Genomic DNA, 21,345 nt, shown 5'->3' with positions numbered 1-21,345 from the left:
CCCTTCAATCCCAAGAGGAGTATTGAAAATGAGCAATTCCGTGAAAAAAATGCCGATAAAGACTGAGGAAAAAGGGAATCAGCCCTCCGTCACGACAGACCTTTGGAGACCTCTGGAAAAACTCCGGCAGCAGGTCGATCAACTGTTCTCGGACTTTGGTCACGGCCGGGGGCTATCCCCCTTCAGTCGTGGGCTGTTCGATGTCGAGCCTTTATGGTCGCAGGAGTTGACGGTCCCCAGCCTGCCGGCCGTGGACATCACCGAGAAAGACAAAAGCTACGAAATCACCGCCGAACTGCCCGGCATGGATCAGAAAAACATTGAGATCAAACTGTCCAACGGCAGCCTGATCATCAAAGGGGAAAAGAAAGAAGACAAGGAGGAAAAACGCAAAGGCTATCACCTCAGTGAGCGCCATTACGGCTCCTTCGAACGGGTGTTCAGCTTGCCCAAAGGCGTCGATGCCGAGAAGATCGACGCGAGTTTCAGCAAAGGCGTGCTGAGCATCTCGCTGCCGAAAAAGCCTGACGCGATGAAAGCGGACAAAGTCGTGCCGATCAAGGGCGAGTAAGTCCCGAGCAGCCCTCGCCCCCTGGCCGGAAAACCGGCCAGGGGGCTTTTTTATCAGGACGATGAACTTGAAGACGGATCGATGGGCGTGAGCTCGACGCTGTCACGGTATTCCGGCACCGAAACCGACCAGCCCAGCTCCAGGCTGATGCGCCGGCGCAAGACATCCGAGGCATTGGGCTCGCCGTGCACCACATAGGTGTGTTTCGGCGGCCGCTTGAACCCGCGCAACCACTCGATGATCTCGTCGGCGTCAGCGTGCGCCGACAGGGTTTCCATCGGCACCACCTCGGCCCGGATTGGCACCTCCTTGCCGTGGATACGCACCGAAGGCGCACCCGCGATGATCTGCGCACCGCGGGTGCCGCCGGCCTGAAAGCCCGGAATCAGCAGGGTATTGAGCGGATTGGGCGCCAGTGCCTTGAGGTGGTGCAGCACCCGTCCTCCGGTCGCCATGCCGCTGGCGGCGATGATCACCGCCGGGGTGCGTTGCTGATCCAGCTCGATCGAGTCACGGGTCGCCCGCACAAAATGCGTGCCCTGGCACATGCCTTCGCAGTCCTCCAGCGACAACCGGTGCTCACTGCGAAAACGCTGATACAAGCGCGTGACATCCGTCGCCATGGGGCTGTTGAGGTAGATCGGCAGGTCCGGGATCGCGTGCTGCTGTTTGAGTCGGTACAAGTGATACATCAACAATTGCGCTCGCCCGACCGCAAACGAGGGCACCAGGGTGATGCCATGGCGCAGCGCGGTGTGGGTGATGACCTCGGCCAGTTGTTTCTCTGGCGACTCTTCAGGATGACGACGGTCACCGTAGGTCGACTCTATGAGCAGGTAATCGGTCTGTTCGATGGTTTCCGGGGCGAACATCAACGGATCGTTCGGCCGCCCCAGGTCCCCGGAACACACCAGCGTGATGCCATCGGCGACGATTTCAACGGTCGCGGCGCCCAGGATATGCCCGGCCCCGCGCAACAGAATACTGAGCCCCGGAACAATCGTGACCCGGTGATGCAACTCAACCGGATGCAACAGCTTCAGTGCGCGTTCGGCGTCCTGCTCGGTATAAAGCGGCAACGCCGGGGCGTGTTTTGAAAAGCCGTGTCGATTGGCGAATTCGGCCTCTTCTTCCTGCAAGCGACCACTGTCTCGCAGCAGGATTTTGACCAATTCACAGGTGGCGGGCGTGGCATACACCGGGCCGCGATAACCATTGCGCGCCAGCACCGGCAAGTAGCCGCTGTGATCCAGATGGGCATGGGTCAGCACGATGGCCTGGAGGTCGCGAACCGGCAGCTGGAAAGGATCCCAGTTGTGCAAGCGCAGTTGCTTGTAGCCCTGGAACAATCCGCAATCGATCAGCACGTGTTGATCGCGATGCTCCAGCAAGTACTTGCTGCCCGTGACGGTGCCCGCAGCACCAAGAAATGTCATTCGCATGGCCGTCTCCTTGAACATTCATGGAAGCGCTATTGATCGCTCCTTTCGGCTCAAGGGCTGTTGATTTTTATCAACTGTGGCGCAACGGGTAGCCGTTCAGTCGAGCCAGGGGCGTGGCTTGACGAACATCAAACTGCACGGTGCGCGGTTCAATACGCTCTCGGCGGTACTGCCGATGAACCGGTCGAGCCCATGGCTATAGGCCGTCCCCAGCACCACCATGTCGAATGCGTGCCGTTTGGCGAACAACCCGATGACTTTGTGCGGAATGCCGGTCAGCAGGTGTCGGCGTTGCCTGTCGATGCCATAGCGTTCGGCAAGCGCCTCGAAGGCCTCCTCCTGGGCATCGTTGACCGCATCTCTGAGGCTGTCATTCAGACTCAGCGTCGGCACACTCATCGTTGCGTCGCCCACCACCGACCAGCTGCTGACGTTGAGCAGTTGCAAGGTTGAGCCACAGGAGGCCGCCAGCGTCGAGGCCAGGTCGAGAATCCGGTCGTTGAGACCCTGCGTCAGTTCCTCCAGATGGGACAGATCGATGACCGCAAGAATGTTCAACGGCTTGGGATTCCTGGCCTCGGTGACCAAATGCAAATGGGACGGGCAGTCGCGCAGCAACAGCCAGTCCAGTGGCCGATGGAACGCGCGGTCGAGTGCGGGTACATGGTGGGTGTCCTTGATCACCAGGTCCGGATGGAAATCGTTGACGTACTCAAGCACGTTCGCCCGGCTGGATTTGGCCCAGACCACTTCAGTGGTCACTTGCAACCCGATGCACCGCTGGAACCGGGCCTGCTGCTCCAGCCAGTGACGGTGCACTTGCAAATAGCCTTCCCGCGCCTGAGCCATCGCATCGTGGTCAAACAGTCCGGCAACGGCCAGCACCTGCACATAGTCGAAGGCAACGATGTGCAGCAAGGCACCGGTGGCACAGGCCAGTGCATGTGCGCGGTCGAATGCCGGGGTGCGGACCATCTCGGAAGGGGCAATCAATAAGATACGTTTGATATTCAGCATCACCTACCTCGTCCTGGGATCGACCTATTGCCTTACCGCAAACCCGATTCCTGTCGGCGTTTGTGCAGCTCTACAGACTGATGGCGGCTGGAAAGCTGTTGTTTGAGTATCAGGGGTTATCCCGTGGTGGCTCTGATCTTTGTCAACTAATGGAAGGCTTTCGGCGGGCGTCCCCATCGACTTCGGGCGCACAGAAGCATTGTTGATTTAACTCAATGATTTTTTGTCGCTCAGGCGTAGAAAACACTGACCAGACTCACGGTTGCGCCATCCCCGCCGCGGCCCCTTCTCTGAGCCACGTCCATGAAAAAAACCCACCAATGGAACCTGTCTTACTTCGCCATTGCGTTTGTCGTGCTGACCCTCGTTCAGTTTTTGTTTATCGAACGGCGTGTGGTGCAGAGCATTCCGTACAGTCAGTTCCTGCAACTGCTGAGCGAACAGAAAGTCAGCGATTTGCGGATCGAGAAAGACCAGATCAGCGGCAAGCTTCAAGAGCCCATCGACGGACGCCTGCAGTTCTCGACGGTGCGGGTCGATCCAGCACTGGCGAGCGACCTCGCGCATTCAGGTGTCGGCTTTACCGGCATCAATGAAAATACTTTCCTGAGTGGCCTGCTGGGCTGGCTGTTGCCCTTTGTGCTGATCATGGTGGTCTGGCATTTCCTGTTTCGCGGGCTGGCGGAAAAACAAGGCATGGGCGGGCTGATGAGCATTGGCAAGTCCCGCGCCAAAGTGTTCGTCCAGCGCGATACCGGGGTGACCTTCGCCGATGTCGCCGGCATCGATGAGGCCAAGGCCGAACTGGTGGAAATCGTTTCATTCCTCAAGGACAAGGCGAAATACTCACGCCTGGGTGCGCACATTCCCAAGGGTACGTTGCTGGTCGGCCCGCCCGGCACTGGCAAGACGCTGGTGGCTAAAGCGATCGCGGGTGAAGCCGGTGTGCCGTTCTTCTCGATCTCGGGGTCTGAGTTCGTCGAAATGTTCGTCGGCGTCGGCGCCGCCCGCGTGCACGACTTGTTCGAACAGGCTCGGGAAGCGGCGCCCTGTATCATTTTCATCGACGAACTGGATGCCTTGGGCAAAATGCGTGGCGTCGGTGCATTTGGCGGCAATGATGAAAAAGAACAAACCCTCAATCAGTTACTTGCCGAACTGGACGGATTCGATCCGCGTGAAGGCGTCGTTCTACTTGCCGCAACCAATCGCCCGGAAATTCTCGACCCCGCCCTGCTGCGAGCGGGTCGGATCGATCGCCAGCTGCTGATCGATCGCCCAGACCGCAAAGGCCGTCAGGCCATCCTCAAGGTTCATCTTCAAAAAATCGTCGTGGAGCCCACGCTGGACAGCGAGCAGATTGCCGACATCACCACGGGCTTCACGGGCGCTGACCTGGCCAACCTGGTCAACGAAGCGGCCATCGTCGCTACGCGTCGCGGCGCTGACGCGGTCAATCTTGCAGACTTCACCGCAGCGGTGGAACGCATTGTCGCCGGGGTCGAGCGCAAGAGCAGCGTGTTGCGTGCCGACGAGCGTCAGGTGGTGGCCTATCACGAGATGGGGCATGCCCTGGCCGCCAGCAGTCTGCCGGCCATGGACCCCGTGCATAAAGTCTCGATTGTGCCCCGGGCCATTGGCTCGCTGGGCTATACATTGCAGCGCCCCACTGAAGATCACTTCCTCATCAGCTGCCAGATGCTCAAGGACCGGATTGCCGTGCTGATGGCCGGTCGAGCCGCCGAATTCCTGGCGTATGGCCAGATCTCCACCGGCGCGGCCGACGACCTGGCCCGCGCCACCGATATTGCTCGTCAATTGCTCACCCGGTTTGGCATGAGCGCCGAACTGGGTCTGGCGGTGCTGGAGCGAAAAACGGCCACCTACCTTGGCGACAGCATGCAGGGCGTCAGTGAGAAAGACTATTCGGAACAAACCGCCAGGGAGATCGACCTGGGCATCCGTGCCCTGCTCGACGAAGCCTACACCCGGGCCAAGGCGTTGCTGCAGAGCCGCCGCACCGATCTGGACGCCGGGGCCCGTCTCTTGCTGGAGAAAGAAACCTTGACCCCTGAAGAGTTCCCCCCGCTTCAGCCCATGAAGCCGGTCCTGACACTCCCCCTCGCCGTGACACTGCGCGATCGCTAGAGGTTCGCCATGCTGGCAGTCACGCTGATCAATACACTGGTGGTGATCATCGTCGTGGTCATCCACTACGAATGCCTGTTACGCCTGAACGACTGGCTGCCCCGCCTGAGACTCTGGAGCCGCTTCAGGATCGTCGTCGGGGTATTCGGGGCCCTGTTTGCCCACGCAACAGAAGTCTGGTGCTTCGCACTGGTCTATTACCTGATGGTGCGTTCCGGCGAATGGGGCACCTTGACGGGTAACTTCGATGGCTCGTTCATGGACTGCGTGTACTTTTCCTTCACCACCTACACGACCATCGGCTTCGGCGATATTTCACCGGTGGGCAACCTCAAATACCTGACCGGCCTGCAAGCCTTGACCGGTCTGGTACTCATCACCTGGACGGCGTCCTTCCTGTTTCTTGAAATGCAGAAGTACTGGAAGCGCAAATAGCCGGCCCGAAGGCACGCAGCCCTCCCGGGGCCACTAGACCGCCAGCACGTTGCACGGCACCTGATACAAAATGTGCTCGGTGGTGCTGCCCAGGAGCTTGTCGACGCCGGAGGACTGGACCTTGCCCATCACGATCACATCCACCTCGTGTTCGTGGGCAAATTCGCTCAACGCCTTGACCGGATGGCCGGACACCAGGTGACGACGATCCGCAGGCACACCGTATTGGCCGGCGAGTTTCACGAAGGCTTGCTGCAGGTCCTTGCGCAGTGCTTTGGTCAGGTCCGCCAGGGTCAATCCATCCATGTCCGCCAGAAAGGCCGCCGAAATGTCACAGGCGTACAGCAAATGCAATTCGGCATCGCACTGGATGGCCAGGCTGTTGGCCTGCCTGATGATGCGGTCGTTCAGCGTATTGTCGGGGGACTCGGTGTCGGACACTTCCACCGCGGCCACGATCTTGCGCGGCCAGCCGTCGCCGCGCCCGCCCACCAGATACACCGGCATCGGACAGTGGCGCAGCAAGTACCAATCCAGCGGGGTGAAAAAGGCGCGCTTGAGCGCTGACTCGTGCTGCACCTGCTTGATCAACAGGTCGGGCTGCATTTCCGTGACATGATCGAGGATGTCTTGCTCCATATCCTCGGCCCAGGCCACCTCCGTGGTCGCATCGATGCCCTCGCAACGCAGCGTCTCGGCCTGCACCTGGAGCCAATCACGATGGTCTTGCAGGTAGCGCTGACGGGCCTGTTCCCGATCACCTTCCTCCAGCAGCGACAACAATTTGAACGAAGGAATGAAAGCGGCGATATGCAGGCTCGCGCCACTGGCCCTGGCCAATGCCGCCGCGTGTTTGATCGCCGGGGAATGGCGCAGGGCCGGGTTGATGATGAGTAACAAGCGTTGATACTGGCTCATGATGTGACTCCCGTCAGGTGAACATTCGACACGCACCGCGGCGCGGCAAGACTCAGGGATTTGCCAGCGCCCATTGCCAGTTCAGCACCTCGGGCATGTCTTGTCCGTGTTCGATGAGGTAGAGCTTGTGCCGCTCCATCGTCGACCAGTAGCGCGACCGCTCGGTTTGCAGCTGATCGCGCAGCCGCGGCACCCGCTCGACAACGTCCAGCGCCAGTTGATACCGATCCAGATTGTTGATTACCGCCATGTCGAACGGGGTGGTGGTCGCGCCCTCCTCCTTGAAGCCCCGGACGTGGAAATTGTCATGATTGGTGCGTTTGTAGAGCAGGCGGTGGATCAGCGCGGGATAACCGTGGAAGGCGAAAATCACCGGTTTGTCGACGGTGAACAGCTCATCAAACGCCGAGTCCGACATCCCGTGGGGATGCTGATAGGACGGCTGCAACACCATCAAGTCGACCACATTGACCACCCTCACCCGCAAGTCCGGCACGTACTCGCGCAACAGCGTCACGGCGGCCAGGGTTTCGAGGGTCGGCACATCGCCGGCGCAGGCCATGACCACGTCGGGGTCGTCATCGTTCTGGCTGGCCCACCCCCAGCGACCAATGCCGGCCTGGCAATGGCAAATGGCGGCATCGATGTCCAGCCACTGCCATTCCGGTTGTTTGCCGGCGACGATGACGTTGATGTAATTGCAGCTCTTGAGGCAATGGTCAGCCACCGACAACAGGCAATTGGCGTCGGGCGGCAGGTAGATGCGCACCACGTCCGATTTTTTGTTCGCCACCAGATCGATGAACCCGGGGTCCTGATGGGAGAAGCCGTTATGGTCCTGACGCCAGACATGGGAGGTCAGCAAATAATTGAGCGAAGCAATCGGTTTGCGCCACGGCACTTCGCTGGCGGTTTTCAGCCATTTGGCGTGCTGATTGACCATCGAATCGACGATATGGATGAACGCCTCGTAACAGGACAGCAGGCCATGTCGCCCGGTCAGCAGATAGCCTTCTAGCCAGCCCTCGCACACCTGTTCGCTGAGGATTTCCATGACCCGGCCATCGGCGGCCAAATGGTTGTCGTCCGCCTCCAGTGGCGCCATCCATGTCTTGGCGCTGACCTCGTAGACCGCGTCCAGCCGGTTCGAGGCGGTTTCATCCGGGCCGAACAGGCGAAAGTTGTTCGAGGCCAGGCTGTTTTTCATCACGTCGCGCAAAAACGTGCCCAAGACGCGCGTGGCCTCGGCGCGCAGGCTGCCGGGAGCCTCGAGTTTCACCGCGTAGTCGGCAAATCGCGGCAGGTCCAGCGGTCGCAACAACGCGCCTCCGTTGCCATGGGGATTGGCACTCATGCGCCGATGCCCGGTCGGTGCCAGCGCCGCGATGTCGGGCAACAACGCGCCATTGGCATCAAATAGCTCATCGGGTCGGTAACTGTGGAGCCATTCCTCCAGTTGCCGCAGATGAATCGGTTGCTGGAAATCGGCCAAGGGCACCTGATGCGCACGGCAGGTGCCTTCGACACGATGGCCATCGACGAATTTCGGTCCGGTCCAGCCTTTGGGGGTGCGCAACACCAACATCGGCCAAAGCGGCCGCTCTGGCGCCCCGGATGACCGAGGCTGGCGCGCTTCGCGCTGGATCTCGCGGATTTTCAGCACCATCGTGTCCAGCGTCCGGGCCAGGGCCTGATGCACCTGCGCCGGCTCATCACCTTCAACGAAATACGGGTCGTAGCCATAGCCATACATCAGGGCCGACAGCTCATCCTCGCTGATTCGGGCCAGCACCGTGGGGTTCGCGATTTTGTAACCATTGAGGTGCAGGATCGGCAATACCGCCCCGTCACGCGCCGGATTGAGAAACTTGTTGGAGTGCCAGCTCGCCGCCAGCGTGCCGGTTTCGGCTTCACCGTCGCCAATCACGCAGGCGACGATCAAATCGGGATTATCGAACGCCGCGCCATAGGCGTGGACCAGGCTGTAACCGAGTTCGCCGCCTTCATGGATCGAACCCGGAATCTGCGCCGACACATGGCTGGAGATTCCGTAAGGCCAGGAAAACTGCCGGAAAAGACAAACCAGGCCGTTGGTGTCGCGCTCCACCGAGGGGTAACACTCGGTATAGGTGCCTTCCAGGTAAGTCTGCGCCACCACGGCGGGGCCGCCGTGACCAGGCCCTGCGACGAACAGCATGTTCAAGTCGTACTGTTTGATCAGCCGGTTGAGGTGCGTATAGATCAGGTTCAGCCCCGGCGTTGTGCCCCAGTGACCGAGCAAACGCGGCTTGATGTGCGCCAGGGTCAAAGGCTGGTGCAGCAGCGGGTTGTCCTTGAGGTAGATCTGCCCGACGGCCAGGTAATTGGATGCCCGCCAATAGGCGTCCAGCCCCTCCAGTTGCTCATCACTCAGGAAATCGCTCATGAAGTTCTCCGTAAAAGGTCCGACCGGCCGGCAATCCTTGACCAATTCTGGGAGTCTGGAACGCTCGGGACTTGATTTACATCAAGTATCGCCGTCGGCGCTCAAGTTGAAGGGCGTTGAAATGCCATGAAAATCAAACCGTAAGGGACGGTTTTCCCGTTCGTCTATTACCCCGTCAAACGCCCGAATGAAGCTCCTCCCCGATGGCTCACCAACTATGCTTAAACCACTCCCAGATGGCGTCCGCCCCCATGCCTGAAATTCGTCCCCTGCAAGTTCATCACCTCAAGTCTGCGTGTTCCAGCTGCAGTGTGTTGGAGTTGTGTCTTCCCATTGGCATGACCGGAGAGGAGGTCGAACGGCTCGATACGCTGATCGTGCAACGCTTCAAGGTCAAAAAGGGCGCCGCGCTGTACCGCACCGGTGACCCTCTGCGTTCGCTTTACGCAGTGCGTATCGGCTCATTCAAGACCTGCGTGGTGTCCGTCGATGGCCGTGAACAAGTCACCGGGTTTCACATACCCGGCGAAATGCTCGGTCTGGATGCCATCAGTGCCGATGCGCACGCTTGCACGGCGTTTGCCCTGGAGGACAGCGAAGTCTGCCCCATTCACTTTGCGCAGCTGGAAAAACTGGCGCAAACCCTGCCGTCGTTGCAGCACAACCTCAACCGGCTGCTGAGCCGCGAAATCGTGCGCGATCACAGCATGCTGATGTTGATGGGCAACATGAACTCTGATGAGCGCCTGGCGGCTTTTTTGCTGAACCTGTCCCAACGGTTCAGCATCCGTGGCTATTCATCCAAGGAGTTCGTGCTGAAAATGCGTCGCGAAGAAATCGGCTCCTATCTTGGGCTACGCCTGGAAACCATTTGCCGGGGCATTGCGCACCTGCGGGACCAAGGGCTGGTGGAGATCGCCGGCCGCGACGTCAAGATCCAGGACATGGAAGGTCTCAAGCAGATGGTCGCCGGCTGTCATCGCCAACCTCGCTGATTTCGCCCGCCTGGAGCTTTGTCATGCGCGCCATGGTTCTGACTGTCCCCGGCCAACCGTTGCAATTGCAAGAACGTCCCATCCCGATACCTGGCCCACATCAATTGCTGCTTAAAGTGCTCGCCTGCGGCGTGTGCCGCACCGACCTGCACCTGGTGGACGGTGAATTGCCGCAAGCCGTGCTGCCACGGGTACCCGGCCATGAAATCGTCGGCGAAGTCACGGCGGTGGGCAGCGAGGTCGCGCCCGACTGGATCGGCCGGCGGGTCGGCGTTCCGTGGCTGGGCTGGACCTGCGGTGAATGCGCGTTCTGTACTTCGGGCCGGGAAAACCTTTGCGACCACGCGCAGTTCACCGGTTGTCACCTGGACGGCGGTTATGCCGAGTACACCGTGGCCGACCAGCGTTTCTGTTTCCCTATTCCCGAGGTGCTCTCGGACCTCCAGGCCGCGCCATTGCTGTGTGCCGGGCTGATCGGCTTTCGCGCGTTGCAAATGGCCAAGGGCGCTCGGCACCTGGGCCTTTATGGCTTCGGGGCCGCCGCGCATCTGGCGATTCAGGTGGCGCGGGGCCGGGGTCAACGGGTATCGGCCTTCACTCGACCTGAGGACAGCGAAGGCCAGGCCTATGCCCGGTCACTGGGCGCCGAGTGGGCCGGTCCATCGGACCAGCCTCCGCCGCACCTGCTCGATGCCAGCCTGATTTTCGCCCCCGTCGGTGCGCTGGTGCCGCTGGCACTGGCCGTCACTGCCAAGGGCGGCTGCGTGATTTGCGCCGGTATTCACATGAGCGACATTCCCGCGTTCCCTTATCGGCTGCTGTGGGGCGAACGCAGCGTGCGCTCGGTGGCCAACCTGACCCGTGAAGACGGCACCGCGTTTTTCGAAGAACTGCAACACACGCCTGTGCATTGCGACGTCACCCGTTTTGCCCTGGAAGACGCCAACCAGGCGCTCGCCTGTTTACGGGCCGGGCAGTTCAAGGGTGCCATCGTGCTCACCCCCTGACGTTCGACCTGACGGCCAGAATGCTGCCCGGCACCGAGTACAGCGCCCGCTCGGTGTTACTGCCGATCAACCGGTCGATCCCCACTCTGTGCTCCGTGCCCATCACCACCACATCCGCCAGGTAGTGCTCGACGAATTCACTGATCACCGGCACGGGCAGGCCCATCACGAAATGCCGCCGCTCTGGCGGTACACCGTAGCGATCCGCAAGGGCGACAAAGGCCTGGTGCAAGGATTGGCGCAGTTCCTCGATTAAATCCACGTCCCAGCCACCGCTGGCCAACGGCGCATCGCCGTTGAACGCCGGTGACAAGTCGTAGGCGTAAAGCAGGTGCAGCGGAGCGTCGCATTGCAGGGCCAGGGCGTTCGCGGTCTGGATGATCGTGTCATTCAAGCCATTGATTTGCGTCGACGGGTCGAACGGGTCCACCGCCGCCACGACCCGGTGCGGCAAGCCGTAACGCGCCTGGTTGACCAAGTGCACGGGCACCGAGCACTCGCGCAGCAAGTGACAATCGAGCGGTGTGATGAACACCCGTTTGAGCAACGGTTCGAAGGTGACATCCTTGATCAGCAGATCCGGCTTGAAGTCTTCGACCGTTCGCAGAATATCCAGCAGCGGATGGGTGGTGAACACCACCTCGACCGTTGCGTCCAGCCCCATCTCGTTGAGCCGTTCGACTTCATCGGCGGCCCAGCGACGGTAGCGGCGCAAATAGCCCTGATAGCGTGCGTCGTCGATTTTGTCTTCCCACACATGCACCACCGGCGCCGGCTCGACAAAGGCCCGCACCGCCAGTTCAGCCCCGCTCGCCCTGGCCAGCGCGACGGCCCGCAACATGGCGGGGGACTGATGCAGGGTTTGGTCGGCGATCAGCAACAAACGTTGGTATTGGCCCATCACACACCTCGGCTCGACACCGGTCATCAAACGCCGGCAAGTGTCCAAGACTGCGCTCCTCGCCCCCTCCTCCCGCTTGATTTACATCAAACATGAGCCAATCAACGCCTGCCGTCGCGACTCTCTGATCCAGATCAGATTCAGGCGTCGCCAACGGCGTAGAAAGGAAGTCACCGAACGGCTCGTCATCGTGCCGCCCACCTTTCAAACCGGATGGAGGAACACCCCATGCTGACTGTCAAAGACCACAATGACCGAGCCGCTGCGGCCTATGCCGCCGTCACCGGCAAATACTGGATCGAAGCGCTCAAGGACGGGCGTCATGTGCTGATCCGGCCACTGGCGGAAAAAGACCGCGAACGTGAACGCGCGTTTATCAAGCGCCTGTCGCCCGAGTCCCGGCATATGCGCTTTCTCGCACAGATCAACGAACCCGGCACGGCGATGCTCGACCAGCTGATGGACACCGATAACAAACAGCGCACGGCTTTCATTGCGCTGGTCCACGAAAATGGCCAACTGATCGAGATCGGTGTCAGCCGCTATGCCGCTACGGGGGAACATGAATGTGAATGCGCCGTGACCGTCGCCGATGAATGGATGCACCTGGGCCTGGGCACCTTGTTGATGGAGCATTTGATCAAAGCCGCGCGCAAGAACGGTTTCCGCCAGATGTATTCGGTGGACTCCGCCAGCAACACGCCGATGCGTGACCTGGCCAAAGCGCTGGGTTTCGAAACACACAACGATCCTGATGACACGCGTCAGGTCATTCACCGTCTAGCCCTGTAAAAAATCGTCCCGCGATGTTCAGGCCAACGGTTCATCGCGGGACGATCCAGCCTTCAGGATTGTAAAACCCGGCCCGGCTTGATGGCCAATACGCTGCAAGGCGCCCGATGCAACAGTTGCTCGGCCGTGGTCCCCAACAGCTTGTTCAGCCCCTTGTGCTGCACCGTCCCCATGACGATGACATCGGTGCGGTGCTCAGCAGCAAAATCACAAATGCTCGTCAGCGGCGCGCCCTCGATGAAATGGCGATTTTGCGGCGCTACCCCGTGGCGTTCGGCAATCGCCGCAAACGCTTCGTGCTGGGCGCTGCCCAGGGTTTCATAAATCCCGACGGCCAATGGCAGCGCGCCAAAGCCAATGTCCTGGGCATACACGGCCGTCCAGTCATACACATGCACCAGCTCAAGGGTTGCACCACACACGGAGGCCAGCTTCGCTGCGGCGTCGATGATCTGGTCGTTGAACACGTGGTCATGGTCCTCGCTGCGCAACACATCGATGATGGCCAGCACGTTGTGCGGCTTAGGGTTGACGGCGTTGGTCACCAGGTGCACCGGCACCGGGCAATCGCGCAACAACTGCCAGTCCAGCGGCGTGAAAAACACGCGCTTCAAGGCTGACTCTTCCTGCGCATCCTTGATGATCAACGCCAAGGACATCTCGTTGACGAAATGCAGGATCTCCTCATACGGATGCTGCACCCAGACCACCTCGCTGGTGACCTCGACGCCATGCTTTCTCATCAGCGCGGCTTGCTCGGCGAGCCATTCCCGATGGGTTTGCAAATACCCGTCACGGGCCAGGCTGATCTGTTCGGGGGCGAACAACCCCGCCACCGCCAGGGCCTGCAAATAATCGAAGGCGACGATGTGCAAGGGCATCTGCATGGCCAGCGACAACGCGGCGGCACGGTCGAAGGCCGGCGTGTGGGTCATGTTTTGGGGAGCGATTAACAGTAAACGCTGAGTCTGCGACATGGGGCACCTCGGCACGTGGTCGTTTCAATGGAATGAACAGTTATTCAGAGTGAGCGTTCCTGCTTCGGGCAACTTGATCTTTATCAGCTATAACGCGCGTTTTTGATGCCCGTTGCGTCCGTAAAAGTTGATTTTGATCAACAGATTCCCGGCCCCTTCCTCTTAGCCTGAATCAAGGCCTGATGCGTCCAGGGCTACATGGGAGGGGGCAATGATCGAATATGACCAGCAGGTGTTGGCAAGAGCATGGGACGCTGCGACTAACCCGGTGTTGATCACCGAGCGCACGGGATGCATCGTCTGGATCAATAATGCGTTCTGCCGCTTGAGCGGCTATTCCAAGCCGGAACTGGTGGGGAAAACCCCGCACCTGCTGTCTTCGGGTCGACAAAGTTCCACCTTCTACCGTGACCTGTGGCTGACGATTCTGGCGGGCCTGCCCTGGCAGGGCGAAATGGTCGAGCGACGCAAGGACGGCGCCAGCTGCACGGTCAATCAGATCATCACCCCCGTGCTCGACCCTCATGGCGTGGTGACGCATTTCATCGCCATCCTGCACAATTTCAAGGTCACGGATGAAGAACGCGCCAACATGCAGCAACTGGCGTTCCATGACGCCCTGACTGGATTGCCCAACCGCAGTCTGTTTCTGAACCTGCTCAATCAGGCGATCAACCACGCCACCAAACACCAGCAGCCACTGGCGTTGATGTTTATCGACCTGGACCACTTCAAATCGGTCAACGACACGTTGGGACACGCCTGTGGCGACAAGCTGCTGGTGGCCGTCGCCGAGCGCCTGGGCCAGTCCGTGCGCAGGTCTGACGTGGTCGCTCGCTTGAGTGGCGACGAGTTCGCAATCCTGATCACGTGCATGGAACAAGCCGACCAGCTTGAAGCCCTGGCCAACAAGCTGATCGCCGCGATCGGTGAGCCGTTCATGATCGATGCGCACCGCATCAACACGGCCATCAGCGTCGGGATCAGCCTGTTTCCTGCCAATGGCGCGAGTGTCGAAGACCTGCTCGAACAGGCTGACGGGGCCATGTACCTGGCCAAGCGAGCCGGTGGCAACGCCTGCCGCTTCAAACGACTGTCGCCCGATGACTAGATCGCAAACAGGGCCTCAGAGCAACCAGAGGCCCGCCCACATCGCCAGTGTCAGCAACACCTGGCCGGGCACCACATACACGGCGAACCGGCGCCCGCCGCTGACCCAGGCCACGACGCATTTGCTCAGGGAATTGCTGCTGACCGCGAGCAGCACAGGCGCGGCAATGACATCAAACGGCAACAACCCGGACTTGGCCAGGGCCGCAATCGAGGCCGTCGAGGCATGCGCATCGGCGAACCCGGTGAAGGCTGCCGTCAGCATCACCCCCACCTCGCCGAAGTAGTTGAGCATCATCGACGACAGAAAAGTAATACCGGTCATGGCCAGCGCGACCACCACGGCCAGCTTGAGGTTGAAGGCCCCACCGACCTTGATCGGCTGGCTGGGGCCGGCCACCGGCTTGTGAAACATCAGACCCAGGCCATAGAGCGCGGTGGCGATGGTCCCGCACAACAGCGGTCCCCACACGTGACGCAGCAGATCGGGTTCAACCGCCCCCAGGATCAGGCCGACCTGCGTGAAGGTGGCCAGGTTGGAGAAAATCGCCGCAGCGCCGAGGATCTTGATGTTGCCGGGCTCCGCGCTGACCCGATGCCCCATCGTGGCGATGGTCACAGTGCTGGAGGCAAACCCGGAGGCGATGGCACTGAGCGCATAGCCGTAACGGCTGCCGAGTGTTCGCACGGCAATATGGCCCACTGCGCCTATCGCCATCAGCAGCACGGTCAAGGCGCAAATGGTTCGCAGGTTGATTGCCGAATAGGGGCCGATGAAGCGGTCCGGCGCCAACGGCAATACCACCAGCACCGCCACCAGCAGCACCAGCGCGTCGCGCATTTCCGCCTCGGTCAATTGACTGCGCGCAAAGTGATGCAATTTCTGCCGATACGCCAGCAACCCCGCCATCGCCACACCGATGGCCGTGGCCAGCGCCGGCGCGGTAACGCACAACCCGCCCAGCACCAACACCGTGAACAAGGCCACTTCGCTGGTCACGCCCGGGTCATCGCTCAGGCTGCGCCAGTACGCCACCGTGACCAGCAACGCCACACAGGTGGCCATGATCCCCAACAGCAAGCCGCCGCCCACTTGCATCGCGCCATACCCCAGCAACGCGGTAATCGCGAACGTGCGCAAACCGGCACAGGCACGGCTGTCCCCTCGCCCCTTGTGCCGTTCGCGTTCAAGGCCGATGAGCATGCCGATCCCCAGCGCAGCCGCCGCGCCGGTCATGCCACCGAGGGTTTCATTCATTGGACTCTCAATCCGGCCAGGCCGGGGGGATCTGCATTCAGTTGACGCCAGCGTGCGCCAAACCGTTCATGCCCAGGTTGATCATGATCAACCTCTTCCAGTATGGCCCAGGCAACCAAACGTCGGCCGCCCTCGCGCCGACACGCGCAGGTTTGACAAAGATCAAGCGGCCCATCCTCACCATTGCCACTATGGACTTCAGGTAAACGCTCCAGCCAACCCTCGCGGCCACTTCAGGCCTGCGTCTGTGTGAAGACCCAAGGGAGAATTGTCATGACCGAACAAGCACGCTTTATGCTCATTGCCTCGCCCCTGATGGAAAACAGCCCCGCGTTCGACCGGGCCGCCGCGCTGGCCAAGGCGCAAGACGCGGCGCTGCACATCGTCGCGTTCGATTTCCTGGAAGGCCTGGCCACCGCCAGCCTGGTCAACCGGGACGCCCTGGAGCAGATGCGCCTGGGGTACGTCGAGCGCCACCGCCAGTGGCTGGAAGATCAGGCCCGGCCCTTGCGCAAGATCGGCGTGACCGTCACCACGGAAGTGGTCTGGGTCGAACGTCCGTTGCAGGAAATCCTGATCCACCTCAAAGAGCAGCCGATGACCCTGGTGATCAAGGCGCTGCAACACGAATCGCTGCTTTCACGGATGATGTTCACGCCGCTGGACATCCACCTGCTGCGCGAATGCCCGGTGCCGCTGCATTTTGTCAGCAACGTGCAACACGCCTTGCCGCGCCGGATCGTCGCGGCCGTCGACCCGTTCCATCGCGATGGCCAATACGAAGGCTTCAATGACCGCATCCTGCATGAGGCGGTGAAGCTGGGCACGGCCTGCAACGCCCAGGTCGACGTGGTGTACGCCTATGACCTGTCGTCCATCGGCGCTGATGAGTTCGGTTTCGGCGACGCCACCAAATTCTTCTCCTCGACCAAGGCCAAAACCCTGTTCGACGCCCAAGGTGAAGCCTTCAACGCGCTGGCCGAACGCAACGGCATTCCGCCGGAACAGCGGCACATGGTGATGGGCAACCCGGCCAAAGTCCTGTCCAGTTATGCCGATGCCTACAACGTCGACGTGATCGTCATGGGCCGGGTTGGCCACCGCGGCATCGGGCGGCTGATCGGCAGCACAGTGGAACACCTGCTGTACAAAATGCCGTGCAGCGTGTGGGTGGTGTCGCCGGAAGTCATCGAGGAATAAGCAACGACCGCGCGCCATCCAAAAAAATGGGCCGCCGTTTGCACGGCAGCCCATTTTTTATGGCGCGGCGCTACACCAACCGCTCGATCGCCTGATGCTTCCAGACCTTTTTGTAATACGCCGTCTGCAACACCAGCATGCCCAGGTACGCCACGGGAAAGGCCATCCACACGCCCTGCAACCCAAACTGCCCGTCCAGCAGATACGCCACCGGCAACTGCACGCCGACCACGCAGAAAATCGAAATCGCCATTGGTACCAGCACCGAACCACTGGCGCGCATGATGCCGCCGACAATCGCCTGAAAGCCAAACACCAACAGGCTCCAGAGCATGATGTGCAGCAGATGCTCCGCCATCGCCCGGGTCGAATCCTCGGTGAGAAACAACCCCAGCAACCAGTGCGACAGCAAATACCCCAACACCACCAGACCACCGGTCAGGCACACATTGATCAACAGCCCCGTGCGCAAAATCGGCCCCATGCGCTCAAGCCGCCCTGCCCCGATCGCCTGAGCGCCAAGGATCGACGCGGTGATCGCAATCGACAACGCCGGAAACTGCACGTAATTGACGATCTGCGTCACCGCCCCATACGCCGCCGTCGCCTGTGAACCGTGCCGATTCACCAGCGCCAGAATCACCAACTCCGACACCGACAACACCACCATCTGCAACCCGGTCGGCAAACCGATGCGCAACACCTTGCCGAGAATCACCAGGTCCAGGCGCATCGCCGCAAACATCTCCCGATCCGGCGCCAACGGATGCCCCTTGCGAATCAGGCGCCACGCCAACCAGCCCATCGCTGACAAATTCCCCGCCAGCCCCGCATACGCTGCACTCTGAATCCCCATCATCGGCAACCCGAACCACCCACGAATCAACGCTGGCGTCAGCGCCAACCCGATACACGTCGACACCACCAACGCAATCAACGGCGACACCGTATCGCTGACCCCGCGCAGCAGCTGAGTGAACAGCACGTAGACCAGCAGCGACGGCATGATCCACATCATCACGTGGGCGTAAGACACCGCATCGTCAATCACGTCGGCCGGTGTGCCGAGGCCTTGCAGGGCGGGCCGTGCAAAGACGCTGCCCAAAATCGCCACTACCAGTCCGATCATTGCGCCCAGGAGCAACGTGGTGCCGGCGATGGTTTTCACCAAGTGCGGCTCGCGCGCGCCCCAGGCTTGGCCGATGAGCACACCCGCACCGGCGCCGAGGCCGATGACCAGGGCGATGAAGAAGAAGACGATGGGGAACATGCCCGACACGGCGGCCAGGGCCTGGGTGCCGAGCATTTGGCCGATGTAGATGCTGTTGATGGTGCCCGACATGGATTGGAGGAAATTGGAGAGGACCATGGGAGCGAGGAAAAGGAGGTAGGTTTTCCAGAGGGGATGTTGAGGGGCTGGGGTTTGCATTGAGGGTCCGTCTCGGGGTGGGCGCGGTTTGGGAATTCTACGCTAGGGGGCTGGGCACTGCCCTTTCGATTTCGCGGATGTCAACAACGTGAGTGATGTGTGCTTTCGGCCAGAAGCTGCCTGTCAATTCCACGGGCGTTCTCCCGTCCTCACTAACCGCATACACGATCACTGACTGCTTGATTTATCTCAACTCTGCAGGCCTTGGCATCGTAATACTCCAAGGGTAAACACAATAAATGCGGACCAGGGTGCGGAGCTAGAGTATCGAGTCAGTGGAGCACCGTCGCACAGCCCCCAATGCGCCATGCAGCCACCCTGTTATGACCTGCGTTTTTCATTGCTTTGTACGAAATTATTCCCGACGTCAGAAGCTGTTTCGGGAGTGTGCTTGCAAACATGAGGAGACACGACATGCTAGCTCTGCTTCCCAGACAAATAGTACTCGCGGTGTTATCGAGTTGCGTGGTAATCGGCGCGGTGCACGCCGCACCTAACGACGCCACCGATGCAACTCGAAAAGCCAACGATGCTTTGCTCAGCTATTTGCCCTTTGCCAATAAACAAGACTTCGACGATGCGAACCACGGTTTCGTTGCCGATTTACCCAGTCCTGTGATCAAGGGCGATGCGGGCAATACCGTTATCGACCTGTCTCAGTACGACTTTCTCAAGCAAGAAGGCCCGACACCGGCCACCGTCAACCCGAGTCTGTGGCGGCAATCGCAGTTGCTGACGATTCGAGGGTTGTTCAAAGTGGTGGATGGTATCTACCAGGTACGCAATATCGATCTGGCCAACATTACCTTCATCCGTGGCAAGACTGGCTGGATCGTCATTGACCCACTGACTTCGGCGGAAACAGCCAAAGCGGCGCTGGGGCTGGTCAATGACAAAGTTGAAAAACTACCAGTGTCTGCCGTGATATTTACTCACTCGCATGTTGACCACTTCGCTGGCGTGCGCGCGATGGTCGACGACGCCGATGTGAAGTCCGGCAAAGTGCCGCTGATCGCCCCTGAAGGCTTTATGGAAGAAGCGGTCAGTGAAAATGTGTTTGCCGGCACCGCGATGAGCCGTCGCGCTTCTTACATGTACGGCAATCTGTTGCCAAAAGACCCAAAAGGTACGGTCAGTGGTGGCTTGGGTATAACCACAGCAGCAGGCACCATCACCCTGCTCGAACCGAACAAACTGATCGAGAAAACCGGAGAAACACTCACCGTCGACGGGATCGAGGTGGTGTTCCAAATGGCGCCCGGCACAGAAGCTCCGGCTGAAATGCTGTTCTACTTCCCGCAATTCAAAGCCATTGACTTGGCCGAGGATGGCAACCACACCTTGCACAACATTCTGACCCTGCGTGGTGCAAAAGTTCGCAGCGCGCAAAAGTGGGCGAGTGCCCTGGGGCAAACCATTGATCTGTGGGGGGCGGATGCCGTGGTGTCGTTCGGTAGCCACCATTGGCCGCAGTGGGGTAATGATCGCGTTGTGCAGCATCTGGAGAAACAGCGCGACCTCTACAAGTACATTAACGATCAGACGCTGCGCATGGCCAACCAGGGCATGACCATGAACGAGATCGCCGAGGCGTTCGTCCTGCCTGACAGCCTGGCGAAAGAGTTCTATAACCGCGGCTACTACGGCAATCTCAAACATAACGTGCGCGCGACCTATCAACTCTACCTGGGCTTCTGGGACGGTAACCCGGCCAACTTCGATCCATTACCACCAACCGAGGAGGCTAAGAAGTACGTCGAAATGGTGGGTGCCGACAAGATGGTCAAAACCGCTCAGGAAGCCTATGCCCAAGGCGACTACCGCTGGGCGGCGACTGTCGCCAACAAGGTAGTGTTCGCCGATCCGAAGAACCAGGCTGCTCGTTCTGTCGAGGCTGACGCCCTGGAACAGATGGGTTACCAGGCTGAATCGGGGCCTGCGCGAAACTTCTATCTGTCCGGCGCCCAAGAACTGCGTGGGGGCGTCAAGAAAATGGTCACGCCCAACACCAGTTCACCTGACATCATTCGCGGCATGACCACTGAAATGTTTCTCGACTTCCTTGCCATTCACTTGAATGGCCCGAAAGTCGGCGAGAAGTCCTATACGTTCAACCTCAACTTCCCGGACACCAACGCCACGTACGTATTGACTGTAAAAAACGGCGTCATGAACTACAAAAAAGGCAAGCCATTGGATAAGACCGACGGCACGGTCACTCTTAACCGGACCACCCTCGATGACATCGCCTTGGGCAAACTGAAACTGGGCAACTTATCGGACAGTGGCGAAGTGAAAATAGAAGGCGACAAGGACAAGTTTAAAGACATGCTGACCCATTTCGACAAGTTCGATTTCTGGTTCACCATCGCGGAACCGTAGCGCTTATGCGCTTGCACTCTGGCAATGGGTTTGATTGGTTTGCCTGATGAATCTCAGAGGGTGCGCTATGTATCGAAGCAGCCACGCTTGCCGACTGAATATTGCTCCACAGATCCTTGTTTTGACCCTATTGGGCAGTAACGCCTGGGCTGGCGGGATCCGGATTTACGAGGCCAGCCAGATAATTCTCAGATTTATTAATAGGGCAGGCAGTCCGCTCCTGGCCGATTTCTGCCCGTCGCGAAGGGCAGTCATCGACCCAAAGCAATGGGATGGACTCCTCCTCACCTCGGCATCTTGAGTGCCAGACTGAAGGTACGAACCGCAGTCAACCGTGA

Annotated in this window: 17 protein-coding genes; 9 read left to right on the top strand and 8 right to left on the bottom strand. The window is 59.9% G+C overall.

Annotation, left to right across the window (positions count from 1 at the left end):
- Positions 1–28 precede the first annotated feature (28 nt).
- Positions 29–571 (top strand): Hsp20/alpha crystallin family protein, encoded by a 543-nt coding sequence (locus AC1ROI_RS24870; protein WP_010459321.1) that lies wholly within the window; start codon positions 29–31, stop codon positions 569–571.
- Between the two features lie 53 nt (positions 572–624).
- Here the strand turns inward: AC1ROI_RS24870 and AC1ROI_RS24865 are convergent, their stop codons facing one another.
- Together AC1ROI_RS24865 and AC1ROI_RS24860 are read right to left on the bottom strand one after the other, a co-directional pair.
- Positions 625–2,013: an MBL fold metallo-hydrolase RNA specificity domain-containing protein gene (locus tag AC1ROI_RS24865; protein WP_256580159.1), complete on the bottom strand. Its 1,389-nt coding sequence runs from the start codon at positions 2,011–2,013 to the stop codon at positions 625–627.
- Between the two features lie 96 nt (positions 2,014–2,109).
- Entirely contained in the window at positions 2,110–3,030 is a 921-nt protein-coding gene (locus AC1ROI_RS24860; protein WP_102593861.1) for a universal stress protein, read from the bottom strand.
- 303 nt (positions 3,031–3,333) lie between these two features.
- On the opposite strand from AC1ROI_RS24860, the gene ftsH reads away from it, so the two are divergent.
- Both ftsH and AC1ROI_RS24850 read left to right on the top strand, forming a co-directional pair.
- Positions 3,334–5,178, top strand: a complete 1,845-nt coding sequence (ftsH, locus tag AC1ROI_RS24855) for an ATP-dependent zinc metalloprotease FtsH (protein ID WP_010459316.1) — start codon at positions 3,334–3,336, stop codon at positions 5,176–5,178.
- A gap of 9 nt (positions 5,179–5,187) precedes the next feature.
- Positions 5,188–5,613 carry a potassium channel family protein gene (locus AC1ROI_RS24850; RefSeq protein WP_010459314.1) on the top strand — a complete coding sequence of 142 codons (426 nt, stop codon included), beginning with the start codon at positions 5,188–5,190 and terminating at the stop codon, positions 5,611–5,613.
- 33 nt (positions 5,614–5,646) lie between these two features.
- Here the strand turns inward: AC1ROI_RS24850 and AC1ROI_RS24845 are convergent, their stop codons facing one another.
- Both AC1ROI_RS24845 and AC1ROI_RS24840 read right to left on the bottom strand, forming a co-directional pair.
- Positions 5,647–6,531, bottom strand: coding sequence for a universal stress protein (locus tag AC1ROI_RS24845; protein ID WP_077749857.1), 885 nt, complete (start codon positions 6,529–6,531; stop codon positions 5,647–5,649).
- A 52-nt stretch (positions 6,532–6,583) separates the two neighbouring features.
- On the bottom strand, positions 6,584–8,956 hold the full coding sequence (locus AC1ROI_RS24840; RefSeq protein WP_102593860.1) for a phosphoketolase family protein: 2,373 nt from the start codon (positions 8,954–8,956) through the stop codon (positions 6,584–6,586).
- A gap of 251 nt (positions 8,957–9,207) precedes the next feature.
- Here AC1ROI_RS24840 and fnr point away from each other — a divergent pair, with 251 nt between their 5' ends.
- Both fnr and AC1ROI_RS24830 read left to right on the top strand, forming a co-directional pair.
- Positions 9,208–9,951: a fumarate/nitrate reduction transcriptional regulator Fnr gene (fnr, locus tag AC1ROI_RS24835; protein ID WP_102593859.1), complete on the top strand. Its 744-nt coding sequence runs from the start codon at positions 9,208–9,210 to the stop codon at positions 9,949–9,951.
- A gap of 23 nt (positions 9,952–9,974) precedes the next feature.
- Positions 9,975–10,958, top strand: a complete 984-nt coding sequence (locus AC1ROI_RS24830) for a zinc-dependent alcohol dehydrogenase family protein (protein WP_102593858.1) — start codon at positions 9,975–9,977, stop codon at positions 10,956–10,958.
- Here AC1ROI_RS24830 and AC1ROI_RS24825 read toward each other — a convergent pair.
- Positions 10,948–11,859, bottom strand: a complete 912-nt coding sequence (locus tag AC1ROI_RS24825; RefSeq protein ID WP_010459308.1) for a universal stress protein — start codon at positions 11,857–11,859, stop codon at positions 10,948–10,950. The two genes, AC1ROI_RS24830 and AC1ROI_RS24825, sit on opposite strands and share 11 nt — an antisense overlap.
- 228 nt (positions 11,860–12,087) lie before the next feature.
- Here AC1ROI_RS24825 and AC1ROI_RS24820 point away from each other — a divergent pair, with 228 nt between their 5' ends.
- Positions 12,088–12,651 (top strand): GNAT family N-acetyltransferase, encoded by a 564-nt coding sequence (locus tag AC1ROI_RS24820; RefSeq protein ID WP_010459307.1) that lies wholly within the window; start codon positions 12,088–12,090, stop codon positions 12,649–12,651.
- Between the two features lie 53 nt (positions 12,652–12,704).
- Here the strand turns inward: AC1ROI_RS24820 and AC1ROI_RS24815 are convergent, their stop codons facing one another.
- Positions 12,705–13,628, bottom strand: a complete 924-nt coding sequence (locus AC1ROI_RS24815) for a universal stress protein (protein ID WP_102593857.1) — start codon at positions 13,626–13,628, stop codon at positions 12,705–12,707.
- A gap of 211 nt (positions 13,629–13,839) precedes the next feature.
- Between AC1ROI_RS24815 and AC1ROI_RS24810 the strand changes: the two genes are divergently transcribed.
- Entirely contained in the window at positions 13,840–14,739 is a 900-nt protein-coding gene (locus AC1ROI_RS24810; RefSeq protein ID WP_102593856.1) for a diguanylate cyclase domain-containing protein, read from the top strand.
- Between the two features lie 15 nt (positions 14,740–14,754).
- Here AC1ROI_RS24810 and AC1ROI_RS24805 read toward each other — a convergent pair whose 3' ends face one another.
- Positions 14,755–15,996, bottom strand: a complete 1,242-nt coding sequence (locus tag AC1ROI_RS24805; protein WP_102593855.1) for an MgtC/SapB family protein — start codon at positions 15,994–15,996, stop codon at positions 14,755–14,757.
- Between the two features lie 273 nt (positions 15,997–16,269).
- On the opposite strand from AC1ROI_RS24805, the gene AC1ROI_RS24800 reads away from it, so the two are divergent.
- Positions 16,270–17,196 carry a universal stress protein gene (locus AC1ROI_RS24800; RefSeq protein WP_077749851.1) on the top strand — a complete coding sequence of 309 codons (927 nt, stop codon included), beginning with the start codon at positions 16,270–16,272 and terminating at the stop codon, positions 17,194–17,196.
- 70 nt (positions 17,197–17,266) lie between these two features.
- Here the strand turns inward: AC1ROI_RS24800 and AC1ROI_RS24795 are convergent, their stop codons facing one another.
- Positions 17,267–18,625, bottom strand: a complete 1,359-nt coding sequence (locus tag AC1ROI_RS24795; RefSeq protein WP_102593854.1) for an MATE family efflux transporter — start codon at positions 18,623–18,625, stop codon at positions 17,267–17,269.
- Between the two features lie 414 nt (positions 18,626–19,039).
- Between AC1ROI_RS24795 and AC1ROI_RS24790 the strand changes: the two genes are divergently transcribed.
- The gene (locus AC1ROI_RS24790; RefSeq protein ID WP_102593853.1) at positions 19,040–21,007 is read left to right on the top strand and encodes an alkyl/aryl-sulfatase; all 1,968 of its coding nucleotides are present in this window, start codon (positions 19,040–19,042) and stop codon (positions 21,005–21,007) included.
- Positions 21,008–21,345: the final 338 nt, after the last annotated feature.

This window comes from Pseudomonas sp. GW823-FHT02C02 (assembly GCF_058797635.1).
Note: the sequence above shows the minus strand (reverse complement) of the source record. Positions and strands in the feature narration are given on the sequence as shown.

What these genes read in the sequence shown, in the direction of transcription:
- AC1ROI_RS24810 (WP_102593856.1), top strand. Translation starts at nt 13,840, where the DNA reads ATGATCGAATATGACCAGCAGGTGTTGGCAAGAGCATGGGACGCTGCG.
- AC1ROI_RS24860 (WP_102593861.1), bottom strand. Translation starts at nt 3,030, where the DNA reads ATGCTGAATATCAAACGTATCTTATTGATTGCCCCTTCCGAGATGGTC.
- AC1ROI_RS24850 (WP_010459314.1), top strand. Translation starts at nt 5,188, where the DNA reads ATGCTGGCAGTCACGCTGATCAATACACTGGTGGTGATCATCGTCGTG.
- AC1ROI_RS24825 (WP_010459308.1), bottom strand. Translation starts at nt 11,859, where the DNA reads ATGGGCCAATACCAACGTTTGTTGCTGATCGCCGACCAAACCCTGCAT.
- AC1ROI_RS24805 (WP_102593855.1), bottom strand. Translation starts at nt 15,996, where the DNA reads ATGAATGAAACCCTCGGTGGCATGACCGGCGCGGCGGCTGCGCTGGGG.
- AC1ROI_RS24845 (WP_077749857.1), bottom strand. Translation starts at nt 6,531, where the DNA reads ATGAGCCAGTATCAACGCTTGTTACTCATCATCAACCCGGCCCTGCGC.
- AC1ROI_RS24815 (WP_102593857.1), bottom strand. Translation starts at nt 13,628, where the DNA reads ATGTCGCAGACTCAGCGTTTACTGTTAATCGCTCCCCAAAACATGACC.
- AC1ROI_RS24870 (WP_010459321.1), top strand. Translation starts at nt 29, where the DNA reads ATGAGCAATTCCGTGAAAAAAATGCCGATAAAGACTGAGGAAAAAGGG.
- AC1ROI_RS24840 (WP_102593860.1), bottom strand. Translation starts at nt 8,956, where the DNA reads ATGAGCGATTTCCTGAGTGATGAGCAACTGGAGGGGCTGGACGCCTAT.
- AC1ROI_RS24790 (WP_102593853.1), top strand. Translation starts at nt 19,040, where the DNA reads ATGCTAGCTCTGCTTCCCAGACAAATAGTACTCGCGGTGTTATCGAGT.
- AC1ROI_RS24820 (WP_010459307.1), top strand. Translation starts at nt 12,088, where the DNA reads ATGCTGACTGTCAAAGACCACAATGACCGAGCCGCTGCGGCCTATGCC.
- fnr (WP_102593859.1), top strand. Translation starts at nt 9,208, where the DNA reads ATGCCTGAAATTCGTCCCCTGCAAGTTCATCACCTCAAGTCTGCGTGT.
- AC1ROI_RS24865 (WP_256580159.1), bottom strand. Translation starts at nt 2,013, where the DNA reads ATGCGAATGACATTTCTTGGTGCTGCGGGCACCGTCACGGGCAGCAAG.
- AC1ROI_RS24830 (WP_102593858.1), top strand. Translation starts at nt 9,975, where the DNA reads ATGCGCGCCATGGTTCTGACTGTCCCCGGCCAACCGTTGCAATTGCAA.
- AC1ROI_RS24800 (WP_077749851.1), top strand. Translation starts at nt 16,270, where the DNA reads ATGACCGAACAAGCACGCTTTATGCTCATTGCCTCGCCCCTGATGGAA.
- ftsH (WP_010459316.1), top strand. Translation starts at nt 3,334, where the DNA reads ATGAAAAAAACCCACCAATGGAACCTGTCTTACTTCGCCATTGCGTTT.
- AC1ROI_RS24795 (WP_102593854.1), bottom strand. Translation starts at nt 18,625, where the DNA reads ATGCAAACCCCAGCCCCTCAACATCCCCTCTGGAAAACCTACCTCCTT.